Annotated in this window: 14 protein-coding genes and 1 tRNA gene; 7 read left to right on the top strand and 8 right to left on the bottom strand. The window is 66.0% G+C overall.

All coding sequences use genetic code 11. The annotated features are described in order from the left end of the window. Positions 1 to 80 precede the first annotated feature (80 nt). Positions 81 to 2078, top strand: a complete 1998-nt coding sequence (locus AOP73_RS01140) for an ATP-dependent helicase (protein ID WP_061962819.1) — start codon at positions 81 to 83, stop codon at positions 2076 to 2078. Here the strand turns inward: AOP73_RS01140 and AOP73_RS01135 are convergent. The 3 genes from AOP73_RS01135 to AOP73_RS01130 all read right to left on the bottom strand — a co-directional run bounded on the left by AOP73_RS01135 (position 2031) and on the right by AOP73_RS01130 (position 4976). After that, positions 2031 to 3062 (bottom strand): hypothetical protein, encoded by a 1032-nt coding sequence (locus tag AOP73_RS01135; RefSeq protein WP_152650497.1) that lies wholly within the window; start codon positions 3060 to 3062, stop codon positions 2031 to 2033. The genes AOP73_RS01140 and AOP73_RS01135 overlap by 48 nt on opposite strands. 154 nt (positions 3063 to 3216) lie before the next feature. After that, positions 3217 to 3375 (bottom strand): DUF5679 domain-containing protein, encoded by a 159-nt coding sequence (locus AOP73_RS12065; RefSeq protein WP_169746285.1) that lies wholly within the window; start codon positions 3373 to 3375, stop codon positions 3217 to 3219. Positions 3376 to 3509: 134 nt separating this feature from the next. Continuing rightward, positions 3510 to 4976 (bottom strand): zinc-dependent metalloprotease, encoded by a 1467-nt coding sequence (locus tag AOP73_RS01130; protein WP_061962817.1) that lies wholly within the window; start codon positions 4974 to 4976, stop codon positions 3510 to 3512. Positions 4977 to 5084: 108 nt separating this feature from the next. On the opposite strand from AOP73_RS01130, the gene AOP73_RS01125 reads away from it, so the two are divergent. Together AOP73_RS01125 and AOP73_RS01120 are read left to right on the top strand one after the other, a co-directional pair. Further along, complete coding sequence (locus AOP73_RS01125) at positions 5085 to 6221, top strand: YlbL family protein (protein ID WP_061962816.1); 1137 nt, start codon at positions 5085 to 5087, stop codon at positions 6219 to 6221. Between the two features lie 67 nt (positions 6222 to 6288). Beyond that, on the top strand, positions 6289 to 9333 hold the full coding sequence (locus AOP73_RS01120; RefSeq protein ID WP_369345508.1) for a UPF0182 family membrane protein: 3045 nt from the start codon (positions 6289 to 6291) through the stop codon (positions 9331 to 9333). A gap of 129 nt (positions 9334 to 9462) precedes the next feature. Here AOP73_RS01120 and AOP73_RS01115 read toward each other — a convergent pair whose 3' ends face one another. Beyond that, entirely contained in the window at positions 9463 to 10218 is a 756-nt protein-coding gene (locus AOP73_RS01115; RefSeq protein ID WP_152650496.1) for a DUF4328 domain-containing protein, read from the bottom strand. A gap of 94 nt (positions 10219 to 10312) precedes the next feature. On the opposite strand from AOP73_RS01115, the gene AOP73_RS01110 reads away from it, so the two are divergent. From AOP73_RS01110 to AOP73_RS01100, 3 genes are all read left to right on the top strand, one after another. Then, positions 10313 to 10386 (top strand) — tRNA-Met (locus AOP73_RS01110). 99 nt (positions 10387 to 10485) lie between these two features. Next, the gene (locus AOP73_RS01105) at positions 10486 to 11784 is read left to right on the top strand and encodes an APC family permease (protein ID WP_061962814.1); all 1299 of its coding nucleotides are present in this window, start codon (positions 10486 to 10488) and stop codon (positions 11782 to 11784) included. A gap of 126 nt (positions 11785 to 11910) precedes the next feature. Beyond that, positions 11911 to 12192 carry a DUF427 domain-containing protein gene (locus tag AOP73_RS01100; RefSeq protein WP_236683476.1) on the top strand — a complete coding sequence of 94 codons (282 nt, stop codon included), beginning with the start codon at positions 11911 to 11913 and terminating at the stop codon, positions 12190 to 12192. 46 nt (positions 12193 to 12238) lie between these two features. On the opposite strand, the gene AOP73_RS01095 is transcribed toward AOP73_RS01100, so the two are convergent. The 3 genes from AOP73_RS01095 to AOP73_RS01085 are packed head-to-tail and all read right to left on the bottom strand — an operon-like array spanning position 12239 to position 13574. Beyond that, a complete protein-coding gene (locus tag AOP73_RS01095; RefSeq protein ID WP_084626463.1) occupies positions 12239 to 12607 on the bottom strand; it encodes a fluoride efflux transporter FluC in 369 nt (122 codons plus the stop codon). Then, entirely contained in the window at positions 12604 to 13074 is a 471-nt protein-coding gene (locus AOP73_RS01090) for a FluC/FEX family fluoride channel (protein WP_061962812.1), read from the bottom strand. The genes AOP73_RS01095 and AOP73_RS01090 overlap by 4 nt, the downstream gene beginning before the upstream one ends. Then, positions 13071 to 13574, bottom strand: a complete 504-nt coding sequence (locus tag AOP73_RS01085) for a DUF2505 domain-containing protein (RefSeq protein WP_061962811.1) — start codon at positions 13572 to 13574, stop codon at positions 13071 to 13073. Before AOP73_RS01085 ends, AOP73_RS01090 begins: the two co-directional genes overlap by 4 nt. Before the next feature lie 59 nt (positions 13575 to 13633). Between AOP73_RS01085 and AOP73_RS01080 the strand changes: the two genes are divergently transcribed. Next, positions 13634 to 15079, top strand: coding sequence for a sensor histidine kinase (locus tag AOP73_RS01080; RefSeq protein ID WP_061962810.1), 1446 nt, complete (start codon positions 13634 to 13636; stop codon positions 15077 to 15079). A 61-nt stretch (positions 15080 to 15140) separates the two neighbouring features. On the opposite strand, the gene AOP73_RS01075 is transcribed toward AOP73_RS01080, so the two are convergent. Continuing rightward, positions 15141 to 15395 carry a WhiB family transcriptional regulator gene (locus tag AOP73_RS01075; protein WP_061962809.1) on the bottom strand — a complete coding sequence of 85 codons (255 nt, stop codon included), beginning with the start codon at positions 15393 to 15395 and terminating at the stop codon, positions 15141 to 15143. Positions 15396 to 15421: the final 26 nt, after the last annotated feature.

Below are 15421 nucleotides of genomic sequence, written 5' to 3'. Positions count from 1 at the left end.
TCGGCTGTGCAGAACCGTTGCCGCCTGCGCAGGCTGTGGATGCGGTGTCACTTGTCACTCGCGCCTGACACAATGCGTGGGTGTCCTCAGCCGACGAGATCCTTGAAGCCCTAGACCCCGAGCAGCGCGAGGTCGCGACCGCGCTGCACGGTCCCGTGCGCGTACTCGCGGGAGCCGGCACTGGCAAGACCCGCGCCATCACGCATCGCATCGCCTATGGCGTGCGCGTGAACGCGTACAACCCGCAGACCGTGCTGGCGGTGACGTTCACCGCCCGGGCGGCGGGGGAGATGCGTCAGCGTCTGCGTGTACTTGGCGCCACCGGCGTCCAGGCGCGCACGTTTCACGCGGCGGCGCTGCGGCAGCTGAGTTACTTCTGGCCGCAGGTCGTGGGGGGCCAGATCCCACAGATCGTCGCGCAGAAGGCTCAGTTGGTGGGCCGCGCCGCACGCCAGGCGCGTCTCAGCGTTGACCGCCTCGCCGTGCGCGACCTCGCCAGCGAGATCGAGTGGGCCAAGGTATCGCTGGTCGACCCCTCGGACTATCCGCAGGTCATCGCAGACCTTGGCAGGCCCACACCGGCCGGAGTCACCCCGGCTCAGGTGACGGACGTAATGCGCGCCTACGAGGACGTCAAGACCGAGGCCGTGGTGCTCGACTTTGAGGACATCTTGCTACTGCTGTCCGACATGATTGGCCGCCATCCGGAGGTGGGTGACCAGATTCGTCGCCAGTACCGCCACTTTGTGGTCGATGAGTATCAGGACGTCTCGGCGCTGCAGCAGTTCCTGCTGGACCAGTGGTTGGGTGGACGCGAGGAGCTGTGTGTGGTGGGCGACCCGGCCCAGACCATCTATTCGTTTGCGGGTGCCTCCCCCCAGCACCTGCTGGAGTTTCCGCAACGATTCCCCGACGCGACGCTAGTGCGTTTGGTTCGCGACTACCGGTCCACGCCGCAGGTCGTCAACCTCGCCAACGGTCTGATGAAGCAGCGTGGCACGGTGCAGACCGGCGTCGAGTTGGTGGCCCAGCGTCCCTCTGGCCCCGAGGTCGCGTACATCACCCACGCGGACGACGCGGAGGAGGCGACACGCACCGCGAGCGCCATCGGCGCACTGATCGAGGCGGGCGTGCCGACGCGCGAGATCGCGGTGCTGTACCGCATCAACAGCCAGTCGGAGGAGCTCGAGGACGCGCTCAGCAAACGCGGCATCGGCTATCTGGTGCGCGGCGGGCAACGCTTCTTCGACCGCGAGGAGGTGCGCAAGGCGATGGTGCTGCTACGTGGCGCGGCCGTCGCCGCCTCGGATGCGCCGCTGGGCGAGCGCGTGCGCGAGGCGATCATGGACGCCGGCTGGAGCGAGGAACCGCCCGCAGACCGAGGTGCGGTCCGCGAGCGCTGGGACTCCCTGCAGGCTCTCGCGCAGCTTGCTGACGACTTTGCGGCCGATGCGACGGTGGAGGGCGAAAACACCGTGACCTTGCGAGAGTTCGTGGAACACCTGGTAGACCGGGCGTCCGCGCAACACGCCCCGTCCGTCGAAGGGGTCACGCTGACCACGATGCACGCGGCCAAGGGGCTCGAGTGGGACGCCGTCTTTGTGATGGGGCTCTCCGAGGGCCTCGTGCCCATCAAGATGGCGGAGACGGACGAGGCGGTGAGCGAGGAACGTCGGCTTCTGTACGTTGCGATCACCCGCGCTCGCGAGCACCTCACGATGAGCTACGCGATGTCCCGCAAGGAAGGTGGGCGCAGTCATCGAAAGCGCACGCGCTTCCTGGACAAGTGGTGGCCCGATGTGCGCCAGGCAACGACGAGGCGCCCGTCGACGTCGTCCAAGCTCGCGGAACTCGACGTGGAGCAACTCCGGCTATTCGAGTCGCTGAAGGCCTGGCGGCTGGAGATTGCCAAGGCGGACAGCAAGCCTGCTTTCACGGTTCTTGTCGATTCGAGTCTGGTGCAGATCGCGACCACACGGCCAGGCACACTGAGCGAACTGGCTCAGGTCAACGGCATTGGCGCCTCCAAACTAGAAAAGTATGGACTCCTGATCCTCGAAGTCGTCGCTCAGCACTGACGACTGGTGGCATCTGCAGGAGGGGTGTGAGGCGACGACTGTCTCGCTCACGTGGGGTCCGCCCCGGAGCGACGTCGCGACGCCGCCCGAGATCAGGCGACCGCCGCGTTCCACGCATTCGATGCGCCACTGGCGCGGATCCGCGCTCCCGTTCTGCAGGAACCGCATCACAGCGTCGCAGGCCACGCCGGCGGCAATCGCACGCCCTGCCGCGGAAGCATGCGCACGACGCGCGCCGTTGCACTGCAGGGCCACCATCGGCCAATCGGGGTCCTGCTCGGCTCGAGCAATCCCTAAGCACGTGACGCAGGGTCCCTCGCCGGGTACCACCAGTGGTCCCACTGTCACGCCGTACTCGTCGGTCACGACGGGAAGGTGCGGCTGGTCAGCGGCCATCATGTCGTGGATGAGCGGAACCGGGGCGGCGCCAAAGGCAACGACCACCACGACGTCACTCGCCGCGTACGTGTGGTGGTGTGGCGCGAGCCGGGCTGCCCGGGGGACCCAAGCGTTGACCGCGCGCACGGCAGCGTCACCGCGACCGCGGCTGAGCGTCCGTGACTGCAGGTCATCGGCGGGCACCGGAGTGTCGTCGCTGAAGACGATTCGGGTGACTCCGGCCTGCGCCAGGCACAGTCCGATGTGGGTGCCGAGCTCGCCTGCGCTCATGATGCAGACGCTCGAGGGGGTGTGCCCTCCCGATGAGACAGCGACTCGTGGATCCGCCTCCGTCAGCCCCAGGCGTGTGAGCCTGTCGATCACGTGAGCGTAGCCGGCTACGTTCGGCGACTCACTGGAGGCCGACGCCTCGAGCCGAGCTACCAAGGCCGCCTCGTGGGAGGTGAGGCCCTCGAGCACCACCGGCTCCGCCAGTCCCACGCGCACGCGGTTGCCGTCGAGTGCGAACACGGCGAGGCCGTCGCGCAGTCGCGGCCCAGTGGGAGGCGGGGTGGGCATGCTTGGGGCGGGGCGAGAGTTGTCCATGGACCGAGCGTCGCACCGCGTTGACCGCCGTAGTCGTTATCCACAGGTCATTGGTAGCCCGGCGACCCGCGCCAGGATCGTCCACGACAACACAAAACGGGCCGACCCCTGTGGGTCAGCCCGCCTCGTGATGCGTTAGTAAAGACGCGAAGTGTTACGCCTTGCCGAGGATGCGGTTCAGCTTGGTGCCGCACTCGGGGCACACGCCCTTCGCCATACGGCGACCGTTCTCGGAGATGACGACGTCACCCTCGGTGGTGCGCTTTTCCTTGCACTTCACGCAGTAGAACTCACCTGAATACTTTTCGCCCATGAGGGTCTCCTTTGCTATTGGCGCAGCCGGTAGGGCCGCACATCCGTGGCCCCGGGGGCCCGTTCCCGATAAGCGTAGACGGATTTACGCACAAAAACGTTCAATTCGTGCCCGTCGTGTCGGAAGTGTCGTGATCAGGACGGGTCAGAGTCCCCGCGTGGGCCACTTTCAGAGTCTCCGTTTGCGTCGTCCTCACTGGGGTTCGACTCATCTGTGTCGGCGTCACCTGATGCTGCGTAGCCACCGCTGAGAAGCTTCTCGAGGTCGCGGTCCATGTCGTCGGCAGCGTCGTCGCCGCTGACGTACTTCTCGACCCACCCCTCCCAATTGCCCAAAGCATCGGCATCGGGCAGCAAGTCGGGGTGCGACCAGAGTTCGTCGCGAGCGTCGGGGCCCAGGCGTACCGACAGGGCAGCCCAAAGCGACGATGCGTCGCGTAGGCGGCGCGGGCGCAACTCCAGGCCAAGCAAGGATGCGAAGACGTCCTCGGCGGGTCCGCCCGAGGCGCGACGACGACGCATCATCTCGCGCAGCTGTCCGATGTGCGGCAGGTGAGGGGCAGCGGCGCGCGTGGTGACGTCGTCGACCCAACCCTCGATGAGTGCGAGCATGGTCTCGATTGATTCGAGAGTGGCGGCCTGCGCCTCCGTGTGCTCGGGTGCGAAGATCCCGCGGCTGAGTGCCTTCTGGAGTTTGGCGGGGTCGCCCGCCCCAGCGTCCCTTACAGCGGAGTCAAGCGCCTCCGGATCGATGGTGATCGCACCCGCATAGCGCTCAATGGCGCTGTGAAGCTGGCCGGGAAGCCAGGGAGCCGCCGCGAACAGGCGCACGTGTGCCGCCTCACGTAGTGCCACGAAGGTACGCACCTCGTCGTCGTCAATCTCGAGGCCCTCAGCAAAGTCGGCGATCGCGTGCGGAACCAGCGCGACGCGTGACTCCGTGAGCAAGGGGATTCCAAGGTCGGTGCCACCGAAGGCTTCGCGGGCCATCTCGCCGGCCGCCTGCCCCATGTGCATCCCACACACGGTCGGACTCACGGAGTTCATGATTCCCGATGCCTGGCCTGGGCCAATCCCAAAGGCCGCCAGTTCGTCGTCGCGTTCCGAGTGCTCACCGTCGCCCTCGCCACGCAGCACCCCGCCGAGGGCGTGCGAGACGCTTACGGCCACCGGGCCGGCTAGCACGCGCCATGTCGGCATCGTCGCCTCGACCCACTCGGCACGGCTCCAGACTCGTGGCTGTAGCGACGAGGGATCAAAATCGGTGACGGCGTCGAGCCACAACTCCGCACGCGAGACGGCCGCCCGGTGGGTGTCGGCGACCGCAGCGGTCACCGTAGGGTCGCCGCCCTGCGCAGCCACACCACGGGCGACGTCGTGTGCGAGGGTCCAGTTGACGTCCTCCCCCTCGCTCTGCGCCATCAGGGCACGAATCTGAGACAGGACGTGGTCCATCATTCCTGGAGACGCGGCCATTCCGGAGGCGTTCGCGAGCGCGGCAGGGTCCATGCCCATACGCTCGAGTTCCGCGAGGGCGTCGTCCGCGTCGTCGCCGAACAACTCACGGAGCAGCTTCATCCAAGGGGTGGTGTCGTCGTTCACGGAGCCTCCAGTACGCAAGGGCTGTCGAGGTCGACGCCCGCTTCTTCCACGGTAACGTTCGACGACCGCGATTCGGCGCATCGTTCGCTATAAGCAATGATGGAGGGCGTGACCACACCCTCGACACCGCCGCTCGACCCCTCGCTGGCGTATGCCGACGCGGCCGAGCAGGCGACGCCTGAGAAGCCGATGCCAGGTCAGCCCTCGCGTCGCAGTGCCGTCATGTCCGCGGCCGGCTTGGCGACGTCGATTCTCATCGCGGTCCTCACGGTACTGCCGTCGCCCTTCGCCATCGGCGGACCCGGGCCCACGTTCGACACGCTCGGGGTCGACGCGGACGGTGCGCCGTTAGTCGAGATTCAGGGGGCACCCACGTACGACGCCTCGGGAGAGCTGCGGTTGACCACGGTCTCCGTGAGTCGCGGCGGATCGAACATGTTCACGATGGGCAGCGTGCTCGCGGGATACTTCTCGCCGCACCGCTACGTGGTGCCCGAGGAGTACGTCTTCGGGGATCCCGACCAGGAGGAGCTGGTCGACGAACAGGCGCAGCAGGATTGGATCACGTCCCAGGAAAGCGCGACGGTGTCCGCGCTCGAGGAGCTCGGCGTGCCCGTGCCGGCGAGTATTCGTGTGGTGGGAGCTCAGGACGATTCGAATGCCAACGGCAAGCTCGAGGCGGACGATGTCCTCGTCGCCATCGACGGAACCGAGATTGAAACCTACAAGCAGATGTCCGATGCGGTGCACGCGCACCAGCCGGGCGACATGATTGACGTCACCGTCATGCGGGGCACCGAGGAGCTGACTGAGTCTTTCGCGATGCTCGATGCCGGTGACGGGACGGCTGTCATGGGCATCTGGATTGACCCCACGTTCGACATCCCGATCGACGTCACCGTGCAGATCGACAAGGTCGGCGGCCCCAGTGCCGGCATGATGTTCTCCCTCGGAATCATGGACAAACTCACCGAGAAGGACGAGCTCTCCGGCGAGCACGTCGCGGGCACCGGCACTATTGCCGCCGACGGCGACGTTGGCCCCATCGGTGGCATCCAGTTCAAGATGGAGGGCGCCGTCGATGCGGGCGCCCAATACTTCCTGGCTCCCATAGAAAACTGCGACGACGTCCGCGGGCACGTTCCGCAAGGCTTGAGCGTTTTCAGTGTGGACAACCTGGACGATGCCTACGCCGCTGTAGAAAGCATCGGCGCGGGCACCACCTCCGAACTTCCCACCTGCTAGACCCTGTGGCACGCTTGACCACAAGCGCGAGTCGCCAGCAATCAGTTCATAAGCAAAGGAAATCTCAGTGACCTCCGAGCACGACCGCCCCTCCCGGCCGCAGCCCATGGCGACACCGCCCAAGCGCCGTTCCCCATTACTTATTGCACTGCTGGCTGTTGCCGTGCTCGTCATTGCCGTAGTCATCACTGCAAATATCTGGACCGAAGTGGTCTGGTACCAGCAGCTTGGCTTCACGGACGTGTGGCGTACCCAGTGGCTGACCCGCGCCACGTTGTTCGTCGTCTTCGGCGTCATCGCCGCGGTCGCCGTGTGGCTATCGCTGTGGATTGCACGCCGCGTGCGACCCGCGCAGACGGGGCAGCGGTCCACGCTTGACCAGTATCGCGAGCAGATCCAGCCGCTCGAGAAGATCGTCATGGTCGCGCTTCCCATCTTTGTGGGCCTCATCGCTGGTGCGGCAATGTCCGCGAACTGGAAGGCTGTGCTGGCGTTCTTCAACCAGGAGTCCTTCGGTGTGGCGGATCCGGAGTTCGGCCTTGACGCGTCGTTTTACGTCTTCACCCTTCCGGTACTGCGCTCCTTTGTGGGCTTCTACCTTGCGATCACGATCGTCTGCATGGTGCTCGCGGCCTTCGTCCACCTGCTGTATGGCGGGATCGGTGGCGGCGGACGCAAGTTCGTGGCATCGGGTGGCGCTCGTATCCAGCTGGCCGTCATGGGGCTGCTGGTCATGCTCGGCATCGCCGCGAACTACTGGCTCGACCGCTACGCCCTGCTGAACAAGCAAGGTGAGCGCTTCTACGGGGCGTCGTACACCGACGTCAACGCGATCCTGCCCGCCCGCGGAATCCTGGTGGGCATCGCGATCCTGGTGGGTATCTCCTTCCTCGTCGTGATTTGGCGCGGCGACTGGCGCATCCCGGCCATGGGAGTGGCGCTCATGGTGCTCAGCGCGATCGTCGTCGGGTGGGCCTACCCGGCCATCGTGCAGCGCTTCCAGGTGGAGCCGAACGCGCAGGAGCTGGAGAAGGAGTACATCCAGCGCAACATTGATGCGACGAGGTACGCGTATGGACTCGACGACATCGAGGTCACCCAGTACGACGCGAAGACCGAGGCGCAGACGGATGCGCTGCGTGACGACGCCGAGACCACCACGCAGATTCGTCTGCTGGACCCGAACGTGGTGTCGCCGGCTTTCCAGCAGCTTGAGCAGAACAAGCAGTACTACAACTTTGCTGCGAACCTCAACGTTGACCGCTACGACATCAATGGTGAACTGCGCGACACCGTCATCGCGGTTCGCGAGTTGAACCTCGACGGCCTGGGTGACGAGAACCGCAACTGGGTGAACGACACCACCGTTTACACCCACGGGTTCGGCGTTGTCGCCGCCTACGGAAACAAGACGCAGCTGGACGGACAGCCTGACTTCTACGAGGGAGGCATCCCGTCGACGGGTGAGCTGCCTGACTACGAGCCACGCATCTACTTTGGCGAGACCACGCCTCCGTACTCGATCGTCGGTGCCCCCGAGGGAACGCCGCCGTGGGAGCTCGACTACCCGACGGACAGCTCGGAGGAAGTAACCGGAAACCAGGTCAACACCACCTACTCCGGCGACGGCGGCCCCAGCATCGGGAACACGTTCGCCAAGCTCATGTACGCGATCAAGTTCGGCGAGGAGCAGATCTTCTTCTCGGACCGTGTGACGGAAGAGTCGCAGATCATGTACCACCGCGAGCCACTGGACCGCGTCTCGCGTGTCGCGCCGTACCTAGAGCTCGACTCGCAGACCTACCCCGCAGTGGTCGATGGTCGCGTGGTCTGGATTGTCGATGGCTACACGACCACCACGCAGTTCCCATACTCGGGCGCGTTGCAGTCGGACAGCTTGTTCGCCGGCGCTGAGGACCGCCTCACGCCAGCGCGACTGAACTACATGCGCAACTCGGTCAAGGCCACGGTAGATGCCTACGACGGACACGTCACGCTCTACGCATGGGACCCCGAGGACCCAATCATCAAGACCTGGGAGAACATCTTCCCCAATGACATGAAGCCCATGGAGGAGATCTCGTCTCAGCTGATGAGTCACTTGCGCTACCCCCAGGACATGTTCACGGTGCAGCGCTACCAGCTCACGAGCTATCACGTGGACGACGCATCGTCGTTCTACTCGGGACAGGACTTCTGGCGCAACCCGTCAGACCCGACGCCCGGCAGCAGCGGCCCCCAGCCGCCCTACTACCTGACCCTGCAGATGCCTGGGCAGGAGGAGCCGTCGTTCTCGCTGACGAGCTCGTTCATTCCCGGTGGTAACTCGGACCGCAACGTGCTGACCGGTTATCTGTCGGTGGATTCGGAGACGGGCAACGAGGCGGGCAAGGTGGCTGAGGATTACGGGCAGCTGCGACTGCTCGAGTTGCCGCGTGACACGACCATCCCCGGTCCCGGTCAGGTTCAGAATAATTTCAACTCCAACTCGGACGCGCAGACCACGCTGAACCTGCTGCGTCAGGGTGAGACCGAAATTATCAACGGAAACCTGCTGACGTTGCCCGTGGGTGGCGGTCTGCTGTACGTGCAGCCCGTGTACGTCCAGTCCAGCGCCGGTACGCAGGTGCCACTGCTGCGCAAGGTGTTCGTGTCCTTCGGTGACGAGGTGGGCTTCGCGGATACTCTCCAGGGCGCACTCGACCAGGTGTTCGGTAAGGGCGCCGCGGTGACCACCGATACCGACCCGGACAACCCGGATGCCACGACACCCGACACGACGGAGCCGGACACCACGGAACCAGAGACGACGGAGCCGGACACCACCGAGCCGGGTGGGGAAACCACGGACACGGAAAACGAGCGTGCACTTCGCAGCGCGCTCGCTAAGGCGCAACAGGCCATCGAGGATGGTCAGATCGCGCTGAAGGCCGGCGACTTCGCAGCCTACGGAGACTCGCAGGATGCGCTGACCAGCGCCCTCGAGGACGCGGTGGCTGCCGAGCGTCGCATTCAGGAGGAGAACGGCGGAACGGTTGAGGGACTCCCCGAGCCAGAAGCCTCGCCAACGCCGAGCGCCGCACCGTCGGCCGACGATGGGGCGGCCGCCTAGGCACAACCGCCGTGTGCGCCTCCCGGGAGGCGCACCGTCATGAACGTGAAGAGCCCCGCAGATGCGCTAAGCATCTGCGGGGCTCTTCACGTGTGTCGCCGGCGTCCCGACTAAGGCGCCTGGCGAGTCTCAGTCCTCGAGGTGGCGGTCCGTCACGCGGCGGATGATCACGACCAGGAACGCCCAGGACACGATGGTGGCCACCGTCGCCACGTAGGTGAGGGGGACGATGGCGTCGAGCGCGTCAGGATTCGTGTACTCGCCAGTGGTGAAGTCGATGCCGGAGAACGAGGCCACGTAGGTCCCGAAGGAGGACAGCCAGACCACACACCACGCGATCCACCAGCCCAGCAAGATGCCCAAGCTGACCTTGCGGCGCGCGATGGCCTTCATCCCCAGGAACGGCAGGATGTAGTTTGCGATCGGCACAAACCAGCCCCACCACTCCACTCGGGGAGGGCCGCCGGCCTTGATGTGACGCTTGGCGAGGTTGGAGCGGATGCGTGTCATCCACAGGGCGAGCACCACGAACGACGCAATGCCGATGACCGCAGAAAGTAGTTGCGTGAGACTTCCCGCCACGTCGGTCTGCGTGGTGCCCGATTCGATGGCCTCCTTGGTGCGATCGGTGGCGTCCTGCGCACCGAAAGCTCCGACTAGCTGGACGACCGTGTACAGCCCGGTGAGGGCGATGGCGGTGATCGCAAGACCCTGAGGACGCTCCGGCTCCCATCCCGCAGCCTGAAAACCGCCGGGCGGCGGCACGTGGCTTGGTACGGAGGGTGGCGGCGGGGGAGTCGGCGCGGTCATGCCCGAGTTGCCCGCGGGCGAGCCTTGCTGCTCGGGTCGCTGAGTGTGTGGATCGTCAGGTGTGGGTGTTGTCATGCGCACGACTCTAACGAAAGGCCGTGCGGATCGCAGGTGTAAGGCAGACGATTAGGTGAGTGCCCAGATGCACTGTAGAGTGATGGCTTACCGACGCGGGGTGGAGCAGCTCGGTAGCTCGCCGGGCTCATAACCCGGAGGTCGCAGGTTCAAATCCTGTCCCCGCTACTTTGAGAAGTAGATACAAGAAAGCCCCCTCCTTCGGGAGGCGGCTTTCTTGTTCCTCCACCAGTACGCTAGCCGCGTGACTTCTCTACGGTGCGCGCGGTGACGACCCCGGCCCGGCGCATCGGCGTCGTCGCGGCCACCGGCATCGGCGTGGGCTCCATGCTCGGCGCGGGTGTGTTCTCGGACATGTGGGCGGCCGTCCTTGATACCGGCGATTGGTACCTCGCCGCCATCGCTTTGGCGGCGCTGGTCGCACTCGCCAACGCGCTGTCCACGGCCCAGTTGGCCAGCAGGTACCCCGTGGCGGGCGGCGCGTATGCGTATGGCCGCGCCGAGTTGGGGGCCTTTCCTGGTCACGTGGCGGGTGCCGCGTTTCTGGTGGGCAAGACGGTCTCGGTCGCCGTGGGAGCGCTCGTGCTCGGCTCCTACGTGCTGCCCGGGCACGCGCAGTGGACCGCCACGGCAGCGGTTGCGCTCGCGTGGGCCCTCAACGCGCGCGGGATCACTAAGACCGCCACCGGAGCCACCGTCATCGCGGTGGTGGTGACGCTGGCACTGGTGGGCATCGTGTGCGCGGCGGTCGTGGTTGACGGGGAGGTGCCGCAGGGTCTTCGCTTCGCGCAGGAATCGGGGCCGGTCGCGGCGTTCCTGGTCGCGGCATCGTCCGCCTTCTTTGCCTTCGCGGGTTACGCGCGCATCGCGACGCTCGGCGAGGAGGTGCGAGAGCCCGCCCGCGCCATCCCGAGGGCGATCATGGTGGCGCTCGCGGTGGTGGTCTCGCTCTATCTCGCGATCGCCTGGGCGTTGGCCACGTATGTTGGCGCCGATGCACTGGGTGCGTTGGCGTCGCGCGGCCAGGGGGCTCCGGGCCACGATGAATCATTGGTGGGTCCCATCGAGCAGTTGGCGGCCGTGGGCCACGTGCCCGTCATCGTCGTGACCGTCACCGCTGCCCTGGCGACCTTCGGTGCGATGCTCGCTGTCATGGCGGGCGCGGGTCGCACCGCGATGGCGATGGCCCGCGAGCGCGACCTCCCTGCGCCTTTGGCGGCCCAGGGTTCCTCGCGTGCGCCGTGGCGCGCAGAGCTGGTCGTGGCGCTGCTCGCGATCACCCTGGTGTGGACGAGTGGCGCCAACCTACTGCTGGTGTCGGTCGCCACTGTGCTGACGTACTACGCGGTAGCCAACCTGGCGGCTATCCGTCAACGAGTCGCGGGCCGTACCGAAAACCTGCGCGTGCCGGTCGTGGTGTCCATGTGTGGGCTCGTCGCGTCGCTGGCCCTCGCTGGCGTGGCCCTCAGCGCGAGCACCGACGACGTCGCGCCCGCAATGGTGGTGCTGGCGCTGGTTGTCGGCTGGCCCGCGGTGAGCTGGGTCGTGCGCAGGCGCCGGGCCTGACGGTATCGACAGGCCGTATACCGGGGTTGTGGCGCCCCAGGAATGCCGGGCGCCGTCGCGCTGTTGGCCAGGATGAGGGACCGTCAACACCAACCCGTTGCGCGGCCGACTACCGATGGAGGAATCATGAAGGCTATCTGGAACAACACCGTCATTGCGGAGTCCGACCACACTGAGATCGTGGAGGGCAACCACTACTTCCCCAGGGACAGCATCAAGGCGGAGTATTTTCAGTCGTCCGACATGGAAAGCGTGTGCCCCTGGAAGGGCGCGGCGACCTACGAGGACGTGGTGGTGGATGGCGAGGTCAACAAGGACGCAGCATGGCACTATGACGACCCCAAGCCACGCGCGGAAAACATCCGCGAGCACGTCGCCTTTTGGCGCGGCGTCACCATCGAAGAGTAGAACGCGCCGGCCGATGCCAGGGCTGGGTAACCTTGCTGGTGAGGCTTTAGAGCCAACCGACGAGGGCCCAGCCGAAGGCGGCTCCCAGTAGCCCGCCGACGAACGTTGCGGCGAGGTAACTTATCGAATAGGCAGGTCGTCCGCCCCGCCACAGCACCACTGCATCGACCGCGAGGGACGAGAAGGTGGTGAGGCCGCCCGCGAAGCCGCCGCCGGCGATGAGCAGGAGTTCGTCAGGGTGCGCCGCCGTCAGGGCAAGGTGAGCGATGGCACCCAGCGCGATGCAGCCGAGGAGGTTCGCGCCGAACGTGGGCCATGGCAACTTCCACAGCCCGTTCATCCGGGATAACCCAAAGCGCACCACCGCCCCCGCACCACAGGCAAGAGCCGCCGCGAGATAGATGAGCGGGCTCATGGGCGCTCCCCGTTCGCACTGTCGTCCTCAGCGCGCAGGTGCGAGTCGTGCACCACGCCCTCGGGCTCATTGGCGAGGTTCTCCACGAGTTCCGTGACGCGCGAGCCGCGTGCCCCGAGGGCCCATCCCCATGCTGCCGCGCCACACGCGAGCACCACGTTGAGCGCGAGCACGGCGGCCGCGAGGCCCGGACCAGTGCCGGCCGTCCAGTGCATGGCTGCGATCGCGGAGAAGGTCGTGAACCCGCCGAGCAGCCCGGGGCCGATTAAGGGGAAGTGGCGGTGGCCACCCATGGCCTCGCTGCGCGCGGCGACCACGCCCAGCACGAACGATCCAATGACGTTGATGGTGACGACGTCCCATGCGAGGCCTTGGGCACCGGAGGGAAACAGGTGGTCGAGGCCGATGCGCAATGCACCGCCAACGGTGCCGCCGATGAAGACCTGGACCGGTGCGGGAAGCGTCATGCCCGTTCGGCGAGCCACGTATCCGCCGCAGCGAGCTCGGCGACGAACCCAGTCTCCATCGCCTGAGCGACGGCTCGCTCGATGATCGAGCCGATGAGCGGCACGCTGACGGAGATCTCACCCGTCGCGAGGAATTCCACCGTTCCATCACCGGGCGTGAGGCCAATGGCTCCCGCGACATGGCCGGGTGCGCCCACAATCTCCATCGCGAAGGTGCCGACGCGGTCGGCTTCCTGCGGGTTGGGCGGCTCCCACGCCTCCGTGTATTTCACTTTGAGATCCTTGCTGACAAAGCTGCGAAACTCGGCAGGAATGGACGCCGACGGCACGACGCGGCGAATCAATACGGTGAAGGCCTCGTCCGGCTCACCGTCCACGAGGACGTCCTGCTCGGCCGCTCCGGAGGCGTTCGCGCGCACCGCGGCGAACTCCTCGTCCGCGAGCATCGCAATGACGCGGTCGAGGCTTGCGTGAAACGTGTGCTGGTGAATGATCTTCATGGCGTCCTCCGATGTGTCACCAGGCTACCGCGCCTGCGCGCGACCCTTAGGCTAGGGGCGTGGCAACTTTGCGCGAGACCGCCGAGCGGTTCGGACCCCTGACCGATGCTGAGGCAGATTGGTTGGCATTGCTGACCGCCGATTGGCAGATCATTGCGGACCTCGCGTTTGCGGACTTGGTCATGTGGCGCGAGGTGCCAGACGGATTCGTCGCGGTGGCACAGTGCCGCCCGTCGACCGGCCCGACCGTTCACCAGGACGATGTGGTGGGCACCATGGCGGGCCCCACCCGCGTCTCTCACCTGCGCCGGGCCCTCGACGAGGGCACCATGGTGGCGTCGCGCGAGCCGCGCTGGGATGAGACCTATGCCGTTCGCGAGGATGCGTTACCAGTCGTCATGAATGGCCGCGCCATCGCGGTGCTCACGCGCGAGGTGTCGCAGGTCGTCTCCCGCTCCTCATCGCGGCTGGAACTGAACTACAAGGGCGCGTCAGACGACCTGCTGCGCATGATCACCCAGGGAGAGTTCCCGGTTCACACCTCAGTGACTGGCCCTAAGCGAGGCGCGCCTCGAGTGGGTGACGGCGTGCTTCGGCTCGACTCGGTGGGCCACGTCACGTATGCGTCGCCCAACGCACTGTCCTGCTTCCACCGGCTCGGGGTGCACGGACCGCTGATGAACAAGTCGCTGCCCCGTGTCACGAGCGAGCTGGTGACCGATCGTGGGCTGATCGACGAGACGCTGGCGATGGTGGTGATGGGTCGCGCCGCATGGCGTACGGATCTAGAGGTCAACGGTGCGTGCCTATCGCTGCGTGCGATCCCAGTCACTGTGGATGGTGCGCGGGCAGGGGCCGTGTTGTTGTGTCGCGACGTGAGCGAACTGCGCCGGCGCGAGCGAGAGTTGATCACCAAGGACGCGACCATCCGTGAGATTCACCACCGCGTTAAGAACAACCTGCAGACCGTAGCCGCGCTGCTGCGGCTTCAGAGTCGTCGCGTCGAGGCGCCCGAGGCCAAGGAGGCGCTCGCGGAGGCCATGCGCCGCGTCTCGACCATCGCGCTCGTCCACGAGACACTGTCTGGCACGCTCGACGAACTGGTGAACTTTGATGATCTCGCTGGGCGTTCGATGCGCATGGCGGCGGACGTGGCTTCGCCCGGCGTCCAGGTGAAGATTGTCCGCGAGGGAGACTTTGGCCTCATCCCGGCGCAGTTTGCCTCATCGCTCGCGCTGGTCATCACGGAGCTCGTGACGAACGCTGTCGAGCACGGCTTTGTGGGGCGCGAGCACGGCACCATCACGGTGACGGCGCGCCGCAACGACGCCGACCTCGATGTGGTGATCGCGGACGACGGTGTGGGCCTGTCGTCCAAGCCCACTGGGCTGGGGTCACAAATTGTGACGACGCTCGTGGAGAACGAACTTGGAGGGTCGCTGACCTGGAAGCGCGTCGCCGGTGGTAGCGAGGTCGACGTGCACGTGCAGGTCAAGGACCGTTAGGTCACCGAACTCCCCAGGAGCCTCGGCAGCGCGAAGCGCTACAAAGGTTGCTGAGTCGCGGTTACTTGGCGGCGCGACGTGCGCGAGCGGCACGACGCTTGAGTGAGCGGCGCTCGTCTTCCGACAGGCCGCCCCACACGCCAGAGTCCTGATTGTGCTCCATCGCCCACTGCAGGCAGGTTTCACGGACGGGGCACGCGTTGCACACGGCCTTCGCCTTCTCGATCTGTACCAATGCAGGGCCCGTGTTGCCGACCGGGAAGAATAGCTCCGGGTCGTCAACTTCGAGGCAAGCAGCGCGGTCGCGCCAGTCCATAGGATCTCCTTGGGCAATATGGCGCG

It is taken from the genome of Demequina aurantiaca (genome assembly GCF_000975135.1).
GTDB lineage: Bacteria > Actinomycetota > Actinomycetes > Actinomycetales > Demequinaceae > Demequina > Demequina aurantiaca.
The sequence above is the reverse complement of the archived record's forward strand: the minus strand, read 5'-3'. Positions and strand labels throughout refer to the sequence as shown.